The sequence below is a fragment of the Citrobacter sp. Ce006 genome, assembly GCF_030336535.1.
GTDB lineage: Bacteria > Pseudomonadota > Gammaproteobacteria > Enterobacterales > Enterobacteriaceae > Citrobacter > Citrobacter europaeus.
Genome location: NZ_JAOWDO010000029.1, coordinates 44,521 through 60,162, shown reverse-complemented (window position 1 = coordinate 60,162; position 15,642 = coordinate 44,521). Strand labels below are relative to the sequence as shown.

Here is a 15,642-nt window from a genome sequence, read left to right as displayed (position 1 = left end):
GCGGTTAATACCGGGGCGCAGATTTGTGCACTGGAAACTCAAGGATTGATTCATGGACAGTTTGACCCCTATCCGCTGTTGGCCTGCCATCATTTCGCTCGCGATCACGCTTACCATCTGGTTTGTTATCCCGTGTCCGCCTGATGTCACTCCGCAAGCGTGGCATCTGCTGGCGTTGTTCATTGGTACGATCGCAGCGATTATCGGTAAAGCCATGCCCATTGGCGCCATTGCGGTAGTGGCGATTATGCTGGTGGCGATGACCGGCGTCACTAACCCCGGTAAACCCTCGGCCGCGCTGAACGATGCCTTGAGTGGCTTCTCTAATCAACTGATTTGGCTGATTGGTTTATCCATCATGTTGTCGCAAAGCCTGTTAAAGACCGGGTTGGGCGCGCGTATTGGCTACGGGTTTATTGCGCTGTTTGGTAAAAGAACGCTGGGTATTGCGTGGGCATTAACCCTTGCGGAAACGCTGATCGCACCCGTAACGCCAAGCAATACCGCGCGTGGCGGCGGCATTATCCATCCGGTAATGCGGGCGATTGCGGAAAGCCTCGGATCGCAACCGGGCAACAACGAGAATGGCTCAACGGGCCGCTATCTGGCGCTGGTGAATTACAACATTAACCCCATCAGCTCGGCAATGTTCATCACCGCGACCGCGCCTAACCCCTTAATCGTTAGCTTTTTAACGAAGGGAACGGATGGGGTGCTGAATATGACATGGGGAATGTGGGCTATCGCCGCGCTGCTTCCCGCGGTGGTCTCACTGGTCGTCATGCCGATTGTTATCTGGTGGCTCTACCCGCCAGCCATCACACGCACGCCAAATGCGCCTCAGTTCGCACGACAAAAACTGGAGGCGCTAGGTCCGCTTTCACTGGCAGAGAAAATTACCCTGGCCGTCTTCATTTTGCTGCTTTGCCTGTGGGCGGGCGTTCCCGCAATGTTGATGGGCAGTAGCTGGAGTGTAAATCCTACCAGCGCCGCGTTAATTGGTTTGTCGATTCTGTTGATGACGGGCGTATTAAGCTGGGATGACATTCTTAAGTGCCGTGGAGCATGGGATACCATAGTCTGGTTCGCCGCGCTGGTGATGATGGCGGATTTTCTCAGCAAGTTGGGGTTGGTGGGGTGGCTGGCAACCAGCGTGGGTAGCGCAATCGACCATCTGGGTGTGCACTGGAGTATTGCGACGCTACTGCTGATCCTGCTTTACGTCTACTCGCACTACTTTTTCGCCAGTACAACTGCACATATTACGGCGATGTTCGCTGCGTTCTTCGCCGCAGGATTAGGCCTCGGCGCGCCGCCGGCGCTACTTGGGTTGATGCTCGGCTTCTCCTCCTCGCTGATGATGTCGCTCACGCACTATGGCACGGGTACTGCGCCTATCATCTTTGGTTCAGGCTATGTCACGCTGGCGGAGTGGTGGAAAACGGGGCTGGTAATGAGTGTGGTCAACCTGACCATTTGGGGTGTGACCGGCGCCTTCTGGTGGCACTGGTTGGGATACTGGTAGTTAATACAGCGGGAGGAGTGCTCCTCCCGCCTTAACAACTTAAGCCTGTTTAGCGGCTTCTGCTGCTTTAACGATGACTGCGAAGGCGTCTGCTTTCAGAGAAGCACCGCCAACCAGCGCGCCGTCGATGTCCGGCTGAGCGAACAGCTCAGCAGCGTTAGCTGCGTTCACGGAACCGCCGTACTGGATGATAACTTGTTCAGCGATTTTCGCGTCAGCTTTAGCAATGTGATCACGAATGAATTTGTGAACAGCCTGAGCCTGAGCAGGAGTTGCAGATTTACCGGTACCGATAGCCCATACTGGTTCGTAAGCGATGACGACGCCTTCGAATGCTGCCGCGCCCTGAGTTTTCAGAACGGCGTCGATCTGACGTGCGCAGACTTCTTCAGTTTTGCCCGCTTCGTTTTCTGCTTCGGTTTCACCGATGCACAGAACCGGAGTCAGACCCTGTTCTTTCAGAATGGCGAATTTTTTAGCGATCAGCTCGTCAGACTCTTTGTGGTAAGTACGACGTTCAGAGTGACCGATGATGATGTACTGCGCGCCGATATCTTTCAGCATTTCCGCGCTTGTTTCACCGGTGAATGCGCCAGACAGGTTCAGGTCAACGTTCTGCGCGCCCAGAATGATGTGGCTACCGGCAGCGGCGTGTTTAGCCAGGTCGATATACATTTCCGGCGGAGCAATCGCTACTGCACAGCCAGCAACGCCAGCCAGTTCTTTACGCAGATTAGCAACCAGTTCGTTTACCATGTGGCGGCTGCCGTTCAGTTTCCAGTTACCCATCACTAAAGGATGTCGCATTTCATTTCTCCACGCTTGTCAGCGAATTAAGGAATATGGCCGCCCGTCAGGGCAGCATGGTCTGTGAAACAGTATAGAGATTCATCCCTTGAAAGGCTTTGCTTTTTATCATTTCCCCGTCATTCTGCACGTTGCAGGTGCGTTGGCTGTACTCTCTCACCCCTGTCACTTACTGATGTAAGCTCCAGGGGATTCGTTGCGTCGCCGCCTTCCTGAAACGTGAATAATTTAGGGGGAATTCGCCTTCTCAAGACTTTCTGATAGTGCCAGCTTAATCGGTTCAACAGCGAAGGTCAGCCCCTTTTCCCCGTTATCTGCAACAACATAGCGAATTGCGCCTTCAGTTTCGGCGTAATAGTGCTTACCTTTGCCCGCTGCGAGCAGTTTTTGCAGCTTTTTCTGGCTCTGTTCTTTCGTCAGCAGCGGCGCGACGGTGCGGATGACGGCGCTCATATATTCCAGCGCTTTCGCTTTGGCCGCCTTTTGGTCTGGTCCCTGAATCGGCAACCAGGTTATTTGCATACTTTTGATTTTTAAGGTGCCGCGCTCAAGGGCGGAGGACGCATACAGGTTTTCATTGATTTTGCTGGCCGCGCGGGTGAGATTTGCCCGATCGCGACTGCTGTCGATGGCGCGGAACTCATTCAGGATAAGCTTCGGATTCTGCGTATTAAAGTTTTCGCGAAACTGGCTAATCGACAGGTCAAAAGTCGGCGCACCCGCCAGTAAATAGGGGGCCGTGGTTGCCGTCGATGGCGCTTCCGCCAGTGCCGCAGTGCTTGCGGTTAAGGCTGAAAACAATAATAAAAACAGTGTAAATCCTTGCTTCATCAATCGTACCTTTCATTCTCACTGCTCACGATTAAAACGGTAACCGTCGAGCTTGTCAAAAGGGTAAACTGTTCTGGAAGGTAATAATAAAGGAACTTACATGACCATACAGCAGTGGTTATTCTCATTTAAAGGGCGCCTCGGGCGCCGTGATTTCTGGATTTGGATAGGTCTGTGGATTGTCGGTATGTTGGTTCTGTTCTCGCTGGCGAGCAAGCAATTACTCGATATTCAGACCGCGGCATTTTGTCTGGTGTGTCTGCTGTGGCCGACGGCGGCAGTGACGGTAAAACGCCTGCACGATCGGGGACGTTCCGGGGCGTGGGCGCTGTTGATGATTCTGGCCTGGATGCTGCTTGCCGGAAATTGGGCGATGTTGCCCGGCGTCTGGCAATGGGCAGTTGGCCGCTTTGTTCCGACGCTGATTCTGGTCGGCATGCTCATCGATCTGGGCGCGTTCGTTGGCACCCAGGACGAAAATAAATATGGTAAAGATACGCAGGACGTGAAGTACAGAGCTGACTCGTAGGCCGGATAAGGCGCGTTAGCGTCGCCATTCGGCAAAATGCCCGGGGGCGCTTACCGGGCAAGTAAAACGTTCTTACCAGTAGTGCTCAGCAGTCATATGGCCCGGTCGACGGCGCAGATGTTTGGTCATCTGCCGGGTTTCTTTCAGCAGTTGCTGCGTATCGCGTACCATTTGTGGATTTCCGCACAGCATCACATGGCTGGTTTCTTTATCCATTGGCAGCCCTACCGCTTTTTCCAGTTCACCGTTTTCAATCAGCGCCGGTACGCGCCCGGTCAGCGAATCTGCAGCTGTCTCCCGGCTGACAACCGTCTGGATGCGTAATTTACCTTCATAGCGCTTTTCCAGCGCCTGCATCAACGGCAGGTAGCTCAAATCGGCGGCATAGCGCGCGGCGTGGACCAGCACCAGATTTTTAAAGCGATCCAGGTCTCTGCCTAACTGCAGAATCGACAAATACGGGCCGATAGCCGTGCCGGTTGCCAGCATCCATAGCGTTTCGCAATCAGGGACCTCATCCAGCACGAAGAAGCCAGCGGCTTCACTCACCACCTGGACTTCATCGCCAGGTTTTAGCGCCGCCAGGCGGGGGCTGAGTTTACCGTCGGGAACCGTCACCAGATAAAATTCTAAGTCGGGGTTGTCAGGCGCATTGACGTAGGAATAGGCGCGCTGGACGCGCTCGCCGTCGATCTCAAGGCCAAGCTTGGTGAACTGACCAGCAGTGAAAGGAAGAACCGGAGCTCGCACGGTCAAACTAAACAGGGCATCGGTCCAGTTCTGCACCTTTGTGACTTTGCCTGTTACCCAATCTGCCATGGTTTTCTCCTGTCTGCTTTGATTGCCTTATCTTCGTTCGTTGGAGGAAAGATTTCCAGCCCGGATGGGCTGGAAGGCTCTATTGATCAAATCAATTACAGGATGTGCGCCTGCACATCGGGATCTTTGCGATCGAGGTAGTGAATCGACTGAATGCGGCGGATCGTGCGCGATTTGCCGCGGATCAGCAGCGTTTCGGTGGTCGCGATATTGCCTTTACGGCTAATCCCTTCCAGCAGATCGCCTTTGGTGATGCCAGTGGCGGAGAAAATGACATTGTCGCTGCGCGCCATTTCATCCAGACGCAGCGCTTTGCCTGCTTCGATGCCCATAGCGGTACAGCGGGCCAGTTCCTGCTCGCCAATACGACGGTTCTCTTCGCTGTCGCCTTTGACGTCGTGACGCGCCAGCAGACGGCCCTGCATGTCGCCGTCCAGCGCGCGGATCACGGCTGCGGAAACCACGCCTTCCGGTGCGCCGCCAATGCCGTACAGCACATCAACTTCACTGTCTGGCATGCAGGTCAGAATCGAGGCCGCAACGTCGCCGTCAGGAATAGCGAAGACGCGCACGCCCAGTTTCGTCATCTCTGCAATAACTTCGTCATGACGTGGTTTTGCCAGAATGGTGACGGTCAGATCACTCAGCGGTTTGTTCATCGCGGCTGCAATGTTTCGCAGATTGGTTTCCAGCGACAGGTTCAGATCGATGGACCCTTTTGCGCCAGGGCCGACAATCAGCTTTTCCATGTACATGTCCGGCGCGTTCAGGAAACAGCCTTTATCGCCCACCGCCAGCACCGCCAGCGCATTCGCCTGGCCCATGGCCGTCATGCGCGTGCCCTCGATAGGATCGACGGCGATGTCGACTGCATCACCGTGACCGGTTCCGACTTTCTCGCCGATGAACAGCATCGGCGCTTCATCAATCTCACCTTCGCCAATCACGATGGTGCCGTCAATGTTGACCTGATTGAGCATAATACGCATGGCGTTTACCGCCGCGCCGTCAGCGGTATTTTTATCGCCGCGGCCCAGCCATTTATAGCCAGCCAGCGCGGCCGCTTCGGTCACGCGTGAAAATTCAATGGCAAGTTCTCGTCTCATTGCAAACTCGTAGCAGAAAGGAATGGCGCGAAGTGTAGCACAGGGGAGGGTGGGCGATTATTGATGTGTGTGCGGGGTTGCCCCCGCACGAAGATATTGCCGGATAAGGCACAGTCGCCATCCGGCAATGACGTATTACTCGTCGTGATCTTCCCACGCCATGGCGCGTTTGACCGCTTTTTTCCAGCCGCTGTAGCGGAAATTACGTTCGGTGGTTTCAATGCCAGGGCGGAATTCACGCTCGATAACCGCTTTCTCCTGCAGCTCATCCAGATTTTGCCAGAAGCCAACAGCCAGACCGGCGAGGTATGCCGCACCCAATGCGGTGACTTCGCGGACTTCCGGGCGCTCAACGCGTGTGCCGAGAATATCGGACTGGAACTGCATCAGGAAGTTGTTGGCTACCGCACCGCCATCGACGCGCAGGGCATGCAGACGAATACCGGAGTCAGCCTGCATCGCTTCCAGTACGTCACGGGTCTGATAAGCAATTGACTCAAGCGTTGCACGGATGATGTGGTTGGAGTTTACGCCACGGGTCAGACCGAAGATGGCCCCGCGTGCATACGGGTCCCAGTACGGTGCGCCAAGGCCGGTGAATGCCGGAACGACGTACACGCCGTTGGTATCTTTCACTTTGGTAGCGAAATATTCGGAGTCGAATGCATCGCTGATGAGTTTCATTTCATCACGCAGCCACTGGATGGAGGCGCCAGCCATAAATACCGCACCTTCCAGCGCGTAGTTCACTTCCCCGGTCGGTCCGCAGGCGATGGTGGTCAGCAGTCCGTTTTCGGACTTAACGGCTTTCTCGCCGGTGTTCATCAGCATGAAGCAGCCGGTACCGTAAGTGTTTTTCGCCATCCCTTCCTTCACGCATAGCTGGCCAAACAGTGCCGCCTGCTGGTCACCGGCAATACCGGAGATAGGAATACGCGTGCCGCCCTTACCACCGATGTTGGTCTGGCCGTACACTTCAGAAGAACGACGTACTTCTGGCAGCATGGCTCGCGGAATATCCAGCGCATCCAGCATCGTGTCATCCCAGTCCAGAGAGTGGATGTTGAACAGCATGGTACGCGAGGCGTTGGTGTAATCCGTTACGTGTACGCGTCCCTGCGTCATTTTCCAGATAAGCCAGGTGTCTACGGTACCGAACAGCAGTTCACCGCGACGAGCGCGCTCACGCGAGCCTTCTACGTGGTCGAGGATCCATTTCACTTTGGTGCCGGAGAAGTACGGGTCAATGACCAGACCGGTGTTATTGCGGATGTACTCTTCCATACCGTCGCGCTTGAGTTTTTCGCAGATATCCGCGGTACGACGACACTGCCACACAATGGCGTTATAGATTGGTTTACCGGTTTCACGCTCCCAGACGATGGTGGTTTCACGCTGGTTGGTAATACCGATCGCTGCAATCTCATCGGAACTGATATCGGCTTTCGCCAGAACTTCTACCAGCGTTGAGCTTTGGGTCGCCCAAATTTCCATTGGGTCGTGTTCTACCCAACCTGCTTTCGGGTAGATTTGCTCGAATTCGCGCTGTGAAACGGCAACGATATTCGCATCGTGGTCCATTACGACCGCGCGGGAGCTGGTGGTGCCCTGGTCGAGCGCAACGATATATTTTTTTTCAGTCATAATTTTTTTGTCCCGTAGTCACATTACTGCGAAGCTTTTTGTTGAGTGTTGGTCGCAACGTCTTTTTCTTCAATCGCGCAGACATCGCACGGTAAATGACGACCAATCAGTTTGCGATATGCCCATGCGCCTAAAATCGCGCCGGTAATCGGGCCAAACACCGGGACCAGGAAGTAAGGGATATCGCGACCACCCGTGAAGGCAATCTCACCCCATCCGGCCATCCAGGCGAAGAGTTTCGGTCCGAAGTCACGTGCCGGGTTCATGGCAAAACCTGTCAGCGGCCCCATGGAAGCACCAATAACGGCAATCAACAAACCGATCAGCAGCGGTGCCAGCGGACCACGAGGCACACCGTTACCATCGTCGGTCAGAGCCAGAATCAGCCCCATTAGAATAGCGGTAATGACCATTTCAACCGCGAAGGCCTGCACAAAATTGATATGCGGATTCGGGTAGGTGGAGAAAGTACCTGCCAGACCCAGGCTCTCGGTACTGCCGCGCACGATATGGTTAGTTTGTTCGAAATCGAGGAAAAGATTGTAATAAAGCCCGTAAACCAATGCCGCTGCGCAAAAGGCGCCGGCAATTTGCGAAATAATAAAAGGGACAACTTTGCGTTTATCAAAACAGGCGAACAGCCAGAGTGCGATGGTTACCGCTGGATTCAGATGTGCACCAGAAACGCCTGCGGTCAGGTAGATAGCCATTGCTACCCCCAGACCCCAGATGACACTGATTTCCCACTGACCAAAAGTAGCCCCAGCTACTTTGAGTGCAGCGACACAGCCCACACCGAAGAAAATCAACAACCCGGTACCGAGGAATTCAGCAATGCACTGGCCTTTTAAGGTTGAGGTTTGACTCATAATCGGATCCTGAAGAGAGTTTAATGTTTATTGTTTGCGAGAAGGTCACTGACATCCCCGGAGCCGGTAGGCACACTGTTAATTTATCGTTAACGCGCAAAAACGAGAAATATCGAAATTAAAATGTGTGTACTCCATCAACAAAATGAGCGTTTTCGCGCCATTGCGCGGTATTTGTTATACAAAAATAGTGTGAGCTGAATCATTTCACTGAACAACCTGTTAACACTTAAGAGTTATGACAGTAATGTCACCAGGAGAAAGACTAAAAGTGTTGCAAACCGCAATCTGCGCGGGATGCCGCTGGACAGGGATGACGCGGCTTCATACAATCGGTGTTAAGTAGAGTGCGCTCGTTTTTATTAAGGCGTCGCCGGTTATCGGGACGAGGATTTTTATCCATCAACGCCTTGCAATTCAGGAGAGGTATGACGATGTCATTAGAAGTGTTTGAGAAACTGGAAGCAAAAGTACAGCAGGCGATTGATACCATCACGCTGTTGCAGATGGAAATCGAAGAGCTGAAAGAAAAAAACAACTCACTGTCGCAGGAAGTTCAGTCTGCACAGCAGCAGCGTGAAGAGCTGGAGCGTGAGAACAACAACCTGAAAGAACAGCAGAACGGCTGGCAGGATCGTCTGCATGCCCTGCTGGGTCGTATGGAAGAAGTCTAATCCTCGTCATATTTCACGTTATGGCGGCGTTGGCTGCGTGCATTCACCCCAGTCACATAGTGGCCTATGCTCCTGGGGATTCACTTACTTGCCGCCTTGCCCTGACGCGAAATCTTTAGAGGATTTAGAGTACGAGTTTGTAGGCCGGATAAGGCGCAAGCTGTCATCCGGCAATACAATAGCTTACCGCAATACAACGTTCGTTTCAGGCATTCAAACCCCCATCTACGTCCAGACCGGTGCCGGAAATCTGCCCAGCCGCTGTGCTTGCCAGAAACGTCACCGCCGCTGCAACATCCTCCGGTGTTCCATAATGCCCTGTAGCAATAAGCTGCCGTTGGGATTCTGCCTGCTCGCCATCTGCTGGGTTCATATCACTGTCAGTTGGGCCAGGATGGACAAGGTTAACGGTAATACCCCGTGGGCCGAGATCGCGAGCCAGGCCACGGGTTAGCGAGTTGAGCGCTGATTTAGTCATCGCGTAAACAGCAATCCCCGGTTGGGCGACGCGGTTGGCAAGGCAACTGCCAATATTGATAATTCGCCCACCTTCAGGGAGATGTGGCAACGCGGCCTGTATGGCTACCACCACGCCACGGATATTCACGTTAATCAATGCGTCGATGTCTTCCAGTGACATCGACTCCAGCGGGCCGCCGCGTGCGATCCCAGCGTTGTTGATCAGAATATCCAGTCCTCCAAGTGACTGTACCGTGCGGTTTACGGCGTTCTGAATTGCCTGAGCGTCAGCACTGTTTGCCTGAATGGCCTCACCATGGCGGCCAAGCGCTGTAATTTCATCGGCAACGGCCTGGGCTTTCTCCGCAGATTTTTCATAGGTTATAACAACATCAGCACCGGCTTTCGCCAGCGACAGTGCGATGGCGCGCCCTAACCCTCGACTGGCCCCTGTGACCAGCGCTTTTTTACCTGTCAGATCGATATGCATGATGACCTCGTGATGAGAGTGATGAGATTCATCATTAGGTATAGAGAGAGTTTTTTCTTCGTCAATGCGCAGGATGGGGGAATCGAAAGGGGGAGCGGCAAAAAAAAGCCAGTCAGTTGTTTACCGACTGGCATCACACCGACTTGCGGTATTTTCTTTACTCGATATCGAGCGGGTCTTCGGAGAGGATTATCCCGGTGTTGTCGGCGTACAGGTGATCGCCGGAGAAGAACGTCACGCCGCCAAAGTTGACGCGCACATCGCTTTCCCCAATCCCTTCACCTGCAGCACCTACCGGAATGGCGGCAATCGCCTGAATGCCGATATCCAGTTCTCCCAGATCGTCTACCTGGCGGACTGAGCCGTAGATGACCAGACCTTCCCATTCATTCTGTACGGCCAGTCTTGCCAGTTCGGCATCGACCAGTGCACGACGGACAGAACCGCCGCCATCGACCAGCAGAACACGACCACGGCCGTTTTGTTCGAGCAGATCGTACAGCAACCCGTTGTCCTCGAAACATTTTACCGTGATGATTTGTCCGCCAAACGACGCCCGTCCTCCAAAGTTAGAGAACAGCGGTTCCACGACGTTGACATCTTCCTGATAGATGTCACAAAGCTCGGATGTATCGTATTTCATAGGCTTAACGTTCAGTTGCTGCGAGAATTTTTAGTATATCGCGCTATGTGTACTGTTGGCAAAATCATCAATTGTTAATTGATATTTGTCAGTTAAAGAGACCACTGACTTAAGAAAATCCCGATAACAAACAGTAAGTTAGTTAATAGCGCTGCTTTTACGGTGCGTTCCAGCATTGGGCGCATTGCCGCAGGATCCATCTCGCGCATCACGTAACGTGCCTGTTTGATTAGCAGCGGAGCGGCGAGAATAAACAGCCATCCCCACAGACTTTGCAGCGAAAACAGGTTAAACAGCGCCAGGCAGACCAGTGTCCCCATCAGCAGGCAGGCATGGTAGCGGCGGGCATTGACGGCGCCTAAACGCACGACCAACGTATTCTTGCCGTTCTCCCTGTCGCTGTTGATATCGCGCAGGTTGTTGACGTTGAGCACGGCGGTTGCCAGCAGGCCGCAGGCGGTGGCAGGCAGAATCAGCGCCGGAATCAACGTATGCGCCTGCAGATACCAGCTCCCCATCACGCTGAGCCAGCCGAAGAATACCAGCACGGAAATATCGCCCAGGCCGATGTATCCATAAGGGCGATTGCCCACGGTATAAGTGATCGCGGCGATAATTGACAGGCCTCCAAGCACCAGGAAGCCGACAAAATCCGCCAGCGTGTGACAGGCCAAAGCAACCAGGGCCAGACCGGACAGACAGATCAACACCACGGTGACGATCAGCGCGCGCTTCATCTGCTGTTGGGTGATAACCCCTTTTTGCATCCCGCGCAGTGGTCCAATACGGTCGGGCTTGTCGCTGCCTTTGACGGCATCGCCATAGTCGTTAGCGAGATTGGACAGAATTTGCAGCAGTCCTGCCGTAATCAATGCCAGCAGAGCAACCAGCGGATCGAAGTATCCTTGCCACCATGCTAATGCCGTACCGACGATGATCGCCGCGAAGGCGAGCGGTAAGGTCTTAGGTCGTAAACTTTCCAGCCAGGCTTGTGAGCGGCTAATTTGTTGTTGTTCAGTCATATTTAGCGCCAATAAAAATGGGGCTTTATCAGCCCCATCAACAGTGATGAAAATGCATTGAACGCGATTATAGGATAAAACGGCTCAGATCTTCATCTGCGACCAGCGCATCCAGATGTTTGCTCACATAATCGGCATCAATTGTGATGCTTTGGCCGTTTAAATCGCTCGCATCATAGGAAATATCTTCCATCAGACGCTCAAGAACGGTATGCAGACGACGCGCACCGATGTTTTCGGTGGTTTCGTTGACCTGCCAGGCCGCTTCGGCAATGCGTTTAATGCCCGATTCGGTGAAGTTGATGTCCACACCTTCGGTCGCCATCAGCGCTTTGTACTGAACGGTGATGGAGGCATTCGGTTCGGTAAGGATACGCTCAAAATCGCTGGTGGTCAGCGCCTGCAGCTCGACACGAATCGGCAGACGACCCTGCAGTTCCGGGATCAGGTCAGACGGTTTCGCGACCTGGAATGCGCCAGAAGCGATAAACAGAATGTGATCTGTTTTCACCATACCGTGCTTGGTAGAGACCGTGCAGCCTTCAACCAGCGGCAGCAGGTCGCGCTGTACGCCTTCACGGGACACGTCCGGGCCGGAGGATTCGCCGCGCTTACAGATTTTGTCGATTTCATCGATAAACACGATCCCGTGCTGCTCAACGGCGTCGATAGCTTCCTGTTTCAGCTCTTCCGGGTTTACCAGTTTGGCTGCTTCTTCTTCAATCAGCAGCTTCATCGCGTCTTTGATTTTCAGCTTACGCGGTTTTTGCTTCTGACCGCCCAGGTTCTGGAACATGGACTGTAGCTGGCTGGTCATCTCTTCCATTCCCGGAGGCGCCATAATTTCAACGCCCATCGGTGCGGCCGCGAGATCGATTTCGATCTCTTTGTCATCCAACTGGCCTTCACGCAGTTTTTTACGGAACGCCTGACGCGCTGCAGAAGGCTCCTGCGGCTGCTCAGACTGTCCCCAGTTATTTTTAGCTGGTGGGATCAGCACGTCGAGAATGCGCTCTTCCGCCATCTCTTCGGCACGGAAGCGGTTTTTCTCGATTGCCTGAACGCGGACCATTTTGATGGCTGCATCGGTCAGATCGCGGATGATGGAGTCAACTTCCTTACCAACATAGCCAACTTCGGTGAATTTTGTCGCTTCAACTTTGATGAACGGCGCATTGGCCAGTTTTGCCAGACGACGGGCGATTTCGGTTTTACCAACGCCGGTCGGGCCAATCATCAGGATGTTTTTCGGTGTGACTTCATGGCGCAGCTCTTCGTTAAGCTGCATACGGCGCCAGCGGTTACGCAGGGCAATCGCCACGGAACGCTTAGCGTTATCCTGGCCGATGATGTGTTTGTTCAGTTCGCTGACAATTTCGCGTGGGGTCATTTCAGACATGGGGGATCCTTACGCTTTGGAGTTCAATTCTTCGATGGTATGGAAGTGGTTGGTATAAATGCAGATATCCCCTGCAATATCCAACGCTTTCTCAGCAATCTCGCGTGCGCCAAGCTCGGTGTTTTCCAGCAGAGCGCGTGCAGCAGCCTGGGCGTAAGGGCCGCCGGAGCCGATGGCAATCAGATCGTTTTCTGGCTGGATGACGTCGCCGTTACCGGTGATGATGAGCGATGCCGTTTCATCTGCGACGGCCAGCAGCGCTTCGAGTTTGCGCAGCATACGGTCAGTACGCCAGTCTTTTGCCAGTTCAACGGCAGCTTTCACCAGGTGACCCTGATGCATTTCCAGCTTGCGTTCGAACAGTTCAAACAGCGTGAATGCATCCGCAGTACCGCCCGCAAAGCCCGCGATGACTTTGTCGTTATACAAACGGCGGACTTTCTTCACGTTGCCTTTCATTACGGTGTTACCCAGTGTGGCCTGACCATCACCGGCGATTACCACATGGCCGTTACGGCGTACGCTTACTATTGTTGTCACGAGCAGACCCCTTGGTTACAAATGCAAAATACAGGCCCCGCGCAGTGAGCGGGGCGTAATGCAAGTATAGATGGGGGGGATTTTGGGGGTTTCAACCCCCAGTGGCGAGTCGAATGCAGTTTGTGTGACCAGCAACCTTCAGGCGGCTGATGGTGTTGTCGGCATTCTCTTTGCCTTTGACCGGACCAATGACCACGCGATTCCAGCCGTTATTGGTGGTAATTCGTGAGTTGAAGCCTTCAAAGGCCAGCTGCGCACGCACCGTTTCTGCTTGCTCAGCACCTTTAAATGAGCCGCACTGTACCATCCAGCGGCGTTCATCTTTTTTCTCCGCCGTCTGTTTTGGCGGCTGCGTTTCATTGGTTATTGGCGCGGCCGGCTGTGTTTTCGGCTGAGCAGCGGCGGTATGCGCCGGCGTTTGCAGCAGATCCTGATACGGCTGTTGGGCTGCCGGTTTTGGCTGCGCTTTCGGCTGCTGTACCGGGGCGGCTTGCGCAGTACGCGTTTGCGGCTGCTGGTACGGCTGTTCTGCTGCCCGTTGGCGTGGCTGTTGAGCCTGCTGCTGGGTGTTGTTCCACTGCTGCTGTTGCACCTGACGCTGACGCTGCAGCGTTTGCTGGCGCTGTTCAGGCGTTTGTTCGTTCCACGGTACTTCGTTGAGCTGCGTTGGCTGTTGACGCATATCAGCCTGCATTTGCGCCAACAACTGGCGTTGCTCATTGGTTAGCTGGTCGGCGTTCAGCACCTCGCCGCCTGCAGACGGTTCGGTAGGCGCACGTACGCCAGGCTGACGGCTTTCCAGCTCTTTGATGTATCGCCAGCGCTCTTCCGGTTTTGGTGGAATGCCATTACCGGTGACTTTCTGGTTTTGCAGCGTTTCGGACTCTTCTTTCTTGTGATGCGTAATGAAGTACAGACCACCGATAAAGGTCACGAGTACGGCTGCAGCAATAGCAACCATAGCGGGCGATACCGCAGGCGTATTGCGTTGTTTTTTCCGTGATGTGCTCTTCTTGCGCCGCGAAGGTGCCGGTTGGCCGCGACGTACATAATCTCGTTGTGCCACTATCGTTTCGCTGTATTTATTCGTTCGTCAGCCCGCCATGTTACTTAAGCGGCGGGCCTTTGACCAGACAGGGGAGTCCGAAAGCACTTTACTTTACGTCAGTGCCCGGGTAGTACCCCGAATAATAAGCTCGCAGTCGAGTAAACGTGAGCCACTGCTGACGCTCTGCCCTTGTAATTGATCGAGCAGTAACAGCATAGCTTCGCGTCCGATATCGAAACGCGGCTGTGCAACGGTTGTCAGGGGTGGATCACAAAATTCCGTGAGCGAAATATTATCAAAGCCAATGATGGATAAATCGTCAGGTACCTTCAGACCCTGACGTTTGGCGTAAGAGAGGGCGCCCAGCGCCATGACATCGCTGTGGCAAAAGACCGCGGTAGGTGGTTGCGGTAGCTCAAGGAGCTGCTTCAGCGCATTGGCTCCCGCTTCATAGGTAAAGTCGCCGCGCGCGATAAAATGTGGATCGACCGTAATTCCGCTGCGGCGCAATGCCTGAACGTAACCTTGCAGACGGTAATGGCACAGCGGCATGTCCTCTGGGCCGGCGATACAGCCAATGCGTTTATGTCCCAGTTCCAGCAGATAGTTCATCGCGTTGAAGGCGGCGGTGAGGTTATCAATGTGCACGGTGGGGAGTTCCAGCTCTGGCGCGAACTCATTGGACATGACCATCGGCGGCAGGTTGCGCTGCTCTTCCACGCTGGCATCAAACGGCAGGCGCGAACTGAGCAGCACCATGCCATCGATCTGCTTGGTGATAATGAGGTTTAGGAAGGTCTTTTCCTGCTGATTCTGGTGCGCGCAATCGCCGATCAGAACCAGATATCCCTGTTCTGCGGCGGTGACTTCTATGCCGCGAATCACCTCGCTAAAAAACGGATCGCAGATATCCGGCACAATCACCAGAATGGTACGTGATTCATTACGCTTAACGTTGCGTCCCATTGATTGGGGTAAATATCCCACTTCCAGCGCGGCCTGCTCAACTTTGTTACGGGTTGACTGCGAGACTTTGTCCGGGTTCATTAATGCGCGGGATACGGTTGCCGTTGAGACTTTCGCCTTCAGAGCAACATCTTTCATCGTAGCGGCGGCAACCTGCTTATTCGGTTTCACTCTTTCTCCTCGCCAGAGGGCTGCTGGCACAGACTCGTCCCTGGGTAACCTTCATCTGAAACATTTTTATCAGATAGTTAATGGAAGCGGTTACAGAATT

16 protein-coding genes are annotated in these 15,642 nt (G+C 53.9%); 3 read left to right on the top strand and 13 right to left on the bottom strand.

What is annotated here, in order from left to right; all coding sequences use genetic code 11:
- Positions 1 to 52: 52 nt before the first annotated feature.
- On the top strand, positions 53 to 1,525 hold the full coding sequence (locus OGV94_RS00380) for a DASS family sodium-coupled anion symporter (protein WP_043018917.1): 1,473 nt from the start codon (positions 53 to 55) through the stop codon (positions 1,523 to 1,525).
- A gap of 39 nt (positions 1,526 to 1,564) precedes the next feature.
- Here the strand turns inward: OGV94_RS00380 and tpiA are convergent, their stop codons facing one another.
- Complete coding sequence (gene tpiA, locus OGV94_RS00375; protein ID WP_043018918.1) at positions 1,565 to 2,332, bottom strand: triose-phosphate isomerase; 768 nt, start codon at positions 2,330 to 2,332, stop codon at positions 1,565 to 1,567.
- A 228-nt stretch (positions 2,333 to 2,560) separates the two neighbouring features.
- On the bottom strand, positions 2,561 to 3,163 hold the full coding sequence (locus OGV94_RS00370) for a YiiQ family protein (RefSeq protein ID WP_043018919.1): 603 nt from the start codon (positions 3,161 to 3,163) through the stop codon (positions 2,561 to 2,563).
- 100 nt (positions 3,164 to 3,263) lie between these two features.
- On the opposite strand from OGV94_RS00370, the gene OGV94_RS00365 reads away from it, so the two are divergent.
- On the top strand, positions 3,264 to 3,692 hold the full coding sequence (locus OGV94_RS00365) for a DUF805 domain-containing protein (protein WP_043018920.1): 429 nt from the start codon (positions 3,264 to 3,266) through the stop codon (positions 3,690 to 3,692).
- A gap of 72 nt (positions 3,693 to 3,764) precedes the next feature.
- Here the strand turns inward: OGV94_RS00365 and fpr are convergent, their stop codons facing one another.
- From fpr to OGV94_RS00345, 4 genes are all read right to left on the bottom strand, one after another.
- Entirely contained in the window at positions 3,765 to 4,511 is a 747-nt protein-coding gene (gene fpr / locus OGV94_RS00360; RefSeq protein ID WP_087050704.1) for a ferredoxin--NADP(+) reductase, read from the bottom strand.
- Positions 4,512 to 4,606: 95 nt separating this feature from the next.
- Entirely contained in the window at positions 4,607 to 5,617 is a 1,011-nt protein-coding gene (gene glpX, locus OGV94_RS00355; RefSeq protein WP_043018922.1) for a class II fructose-bisphosphatase, read from the bottom strand.
- Positions 5,618 to 5,752: 135 nt separating this feature from the next.
- Positions 5,753 to 7,261, bottom strand: coding sequence for a glycerol kinase GlpK (gene glpK / locus OGV94_RS00350; protein ID WP_043018923.1), 1,509 nt, complete (start codon positions 7,259 to 7,261; stop codon positions 5,753 to 5,755).
- Positions 7,262 to 7,284: 23 nt separating this feature from the next.
- Positions 7,285 to 8,130, bottom strand: coding sequence for an MIP/aquaporin family protein (locus OGV94_RS00345; RefSeq protein WP_043018924.1), 846 nt, complete (start codon positions 8,128 to 8,130; stop codon positions 7,285 to 7,287).
- A 428-nt stretch (positions 8,131 to 8,558) separates the two neighbouring features.
- Between OGV94_RS00345 and zapB the strand changes: the two genes are divergently transcribed.
- Complete coding sequence (zapB, locus tag OGV94_RS00340) at positions 8,559 to 8,804, top strand: septal ring assembly protein ZapB (protein WP_019077914.1); 246 nt, start codon at positions 8,559 to 8,561, stop codon at positions 8,802 to 8,804.
- Between the two features lie 205 nt (positions 8,805 to 9,009).
- On the opposite strand, the gene OGV94_RS00335 is transcribed toward zapB, so the two are convergent.
- The 7 genes from OGV94_RS00335 to cytR form a co-directional block, all read right to left on the bottom strand.
- Positions 9,010 to 9,753 (bottom strand): SDR family NAD(P)-dependent oxidoreductase, encoded by a 744-nt coding sequence (locus OGV94_RS00335; RefSeq protein ID WP_080625889.1) that lies wholly within the window; start codon positions 9,751 to 9,753, stop codon positions 9,010 to 9,012.
- Positions 9,754 to 9,910: 157 nt separating this feature from the next.
- Complete coding sequence (rraA, locus tag OGV94_RS00330; protein ID WP_043018926.1) at positions 9,911 to 10,396, bottom strand: ribonuclease E activity regulator RraA; 486 nt, start codon at positions 10,394 to 10,396, stop codon at positions 9,911 to 9,913.
- A gap of 92 nt (positions 10,397 to 10,488) precedes the next feature.
- Positions 10,489 to 11,418 (bottom strand): 1,4-dihydroxy-2-naphthoate polyprenyltransferase, encoded by a 930-nt coding sequence (menA, locus tag OGV94_RS00325; protein WP_286522129.1) that lies wholly within the window; start codon positions 11,416 to 11,418, stop codon positions 10,489 to 10,491.
- Positions 11,419 to 11,485: 67 nt separating this feature from the next.
- Positions 11,486 to 12,817 carry an ATP-dependent protease ATPase subunit HslU gene (gene hslU / locus OGV94_RS00320; protein ID WP_038636017.1) on the bottom strand — a complete coding sequence of 444 codons (1,332 nt, stop codon included), beginning with the start codon at positions 12,815 to 12,817 and terminating at the stop codon, positions 11,486 to 11,488.
- A 9-nt stretch (positions 12,818 to 12,826) separates the two neighbouring features.
- Entirely contained in the window at positions 12,827 to 13,357 is a 531-nt protein-coding gene (hslV, locus tag OGV94_RS00315) for an ATP-dependent protease subunit HslV (RefSeq protein ID WP_003028805.1), read from the bottom strand.
- Positions 13,358 to 13,448: 91 nt separating this feature from the next.
- The gene (gene ftsN / locus OGV94_RS00310) at positions 13,449 to 14,423 is read right to left on the bottom strand and encodes a cell division protein FtsN (RefSeq protein ID WP_072033419.1); all 975 of its coding nucleotides are present in this window, start codon (positions 14,421 to 14,423) and stop codon (positions 13,449 to 13,451) included.
- 93 nt (positions 14,424 to 14,516) lie between these two features.
- A complete protein-coding gene (gene cytR / locus OGV94_RS00305) occupies positions 14,517 to 15,542 on the bottom strand; it encodes a DNA-binding transcriptional regulator CytR (protein WP_003825179.1) in 1,026 nt (341 codons plus the stop codon).
- Positions 15,543 to 15,642 lie beyond the last annotated feature (100 nt).

Excerpts from the sequence above, each read along its gene's own strand:
- OGV94_RS00380 (WP_043018917.1), top strand. The coding sequence starts at position 53 with ATGGACAGTTTGACCCCTATCCGCTGTTGGCCTGCCATCATTTCGCTC.
- tpiA (WP_043018918.1), bottom strand. The coding sequence starts at position 2,332 with ATGCGACATCCTTTAGTGATGGGTAACTGGAAACTGAACGGCAGCCGC.
- OGV94_RS00370 (WP_043018919.1), bottom strand. The coding sequence starts at position 3,163 with ATGAAGCAAGGATTTACACTGTTTTTATTATTGTTTTCAGCCTTAACC.
- OGV94_RS00365 (WP_043018920.1), top strand. The coding sequence starts at position 3,264 with ATGACCATACAGCAGTGGTTATTCTCATTTAAAGGGCGCCTCGGGCGC.
- fpr (WP_087050704.1), bottom strand. The coding sequence starts at position 4,511 with ATGGCAGATTGGGTAACAGGCAAAGTCACAAAGGTGCAGAACTGGACC.
- glpX (WP_043018922.1), bottom strand. The coding sequence starts at position 5,617 with ATGAGACGAGAACTTGCCATTGAATTTTCACGCGTGACCGAAGCGGCC.
- glpK (WP_043018923.1), bottom strand. The coding sequence starts at position 7,261 with ATGACTGAAAAAAAATATATCGTTGCGCTCGACCAGGGCACCACCAGC.
- OGV94_RS00345 (WP_043018924.1), bottom strand. The coding sequence starts at position 8,130 with ATGAGTCAAACCTCAACCTTAAAAGGCCAGTGCATTGCTGAATTCCTC.
- zapB (WP_019077914.1), top strand. The coding sequence starts at position 8,559 with ATGACGATGTCATTAGAAGTGTTTGAGAAACTGGAAGCAAAAGTACAG.
- OGV94_RS00335 (WP_080625889.1), bottom strand. The coding sequence starts at position 9,753 with ATGCATATCGATCTGACAGGTAAAAAAGCGCTGGTCACAGGGGCCAGT.
- rraA (WP_043018926.1), bottom strand. The coding sequence starts at position 10,396 with ATGAAATACGATACATCCGAGCTTTGTGACATCTATCAGGAAGATGTC.
- menA (WP_286522129.1), bottom strand. The coding sequence starts at position 11,418 with ATGACTGAACAACAACAAATTAGCCGCTCACAAGCCTGGCTGGAAAGT.
- hslU (WP_038636017.1), bottom strand. The coding sequence starts at position 12,817 with ATGTCTGAAATGACCCCACGCGAAATTGTCAGCGAACTGAACAAACAC.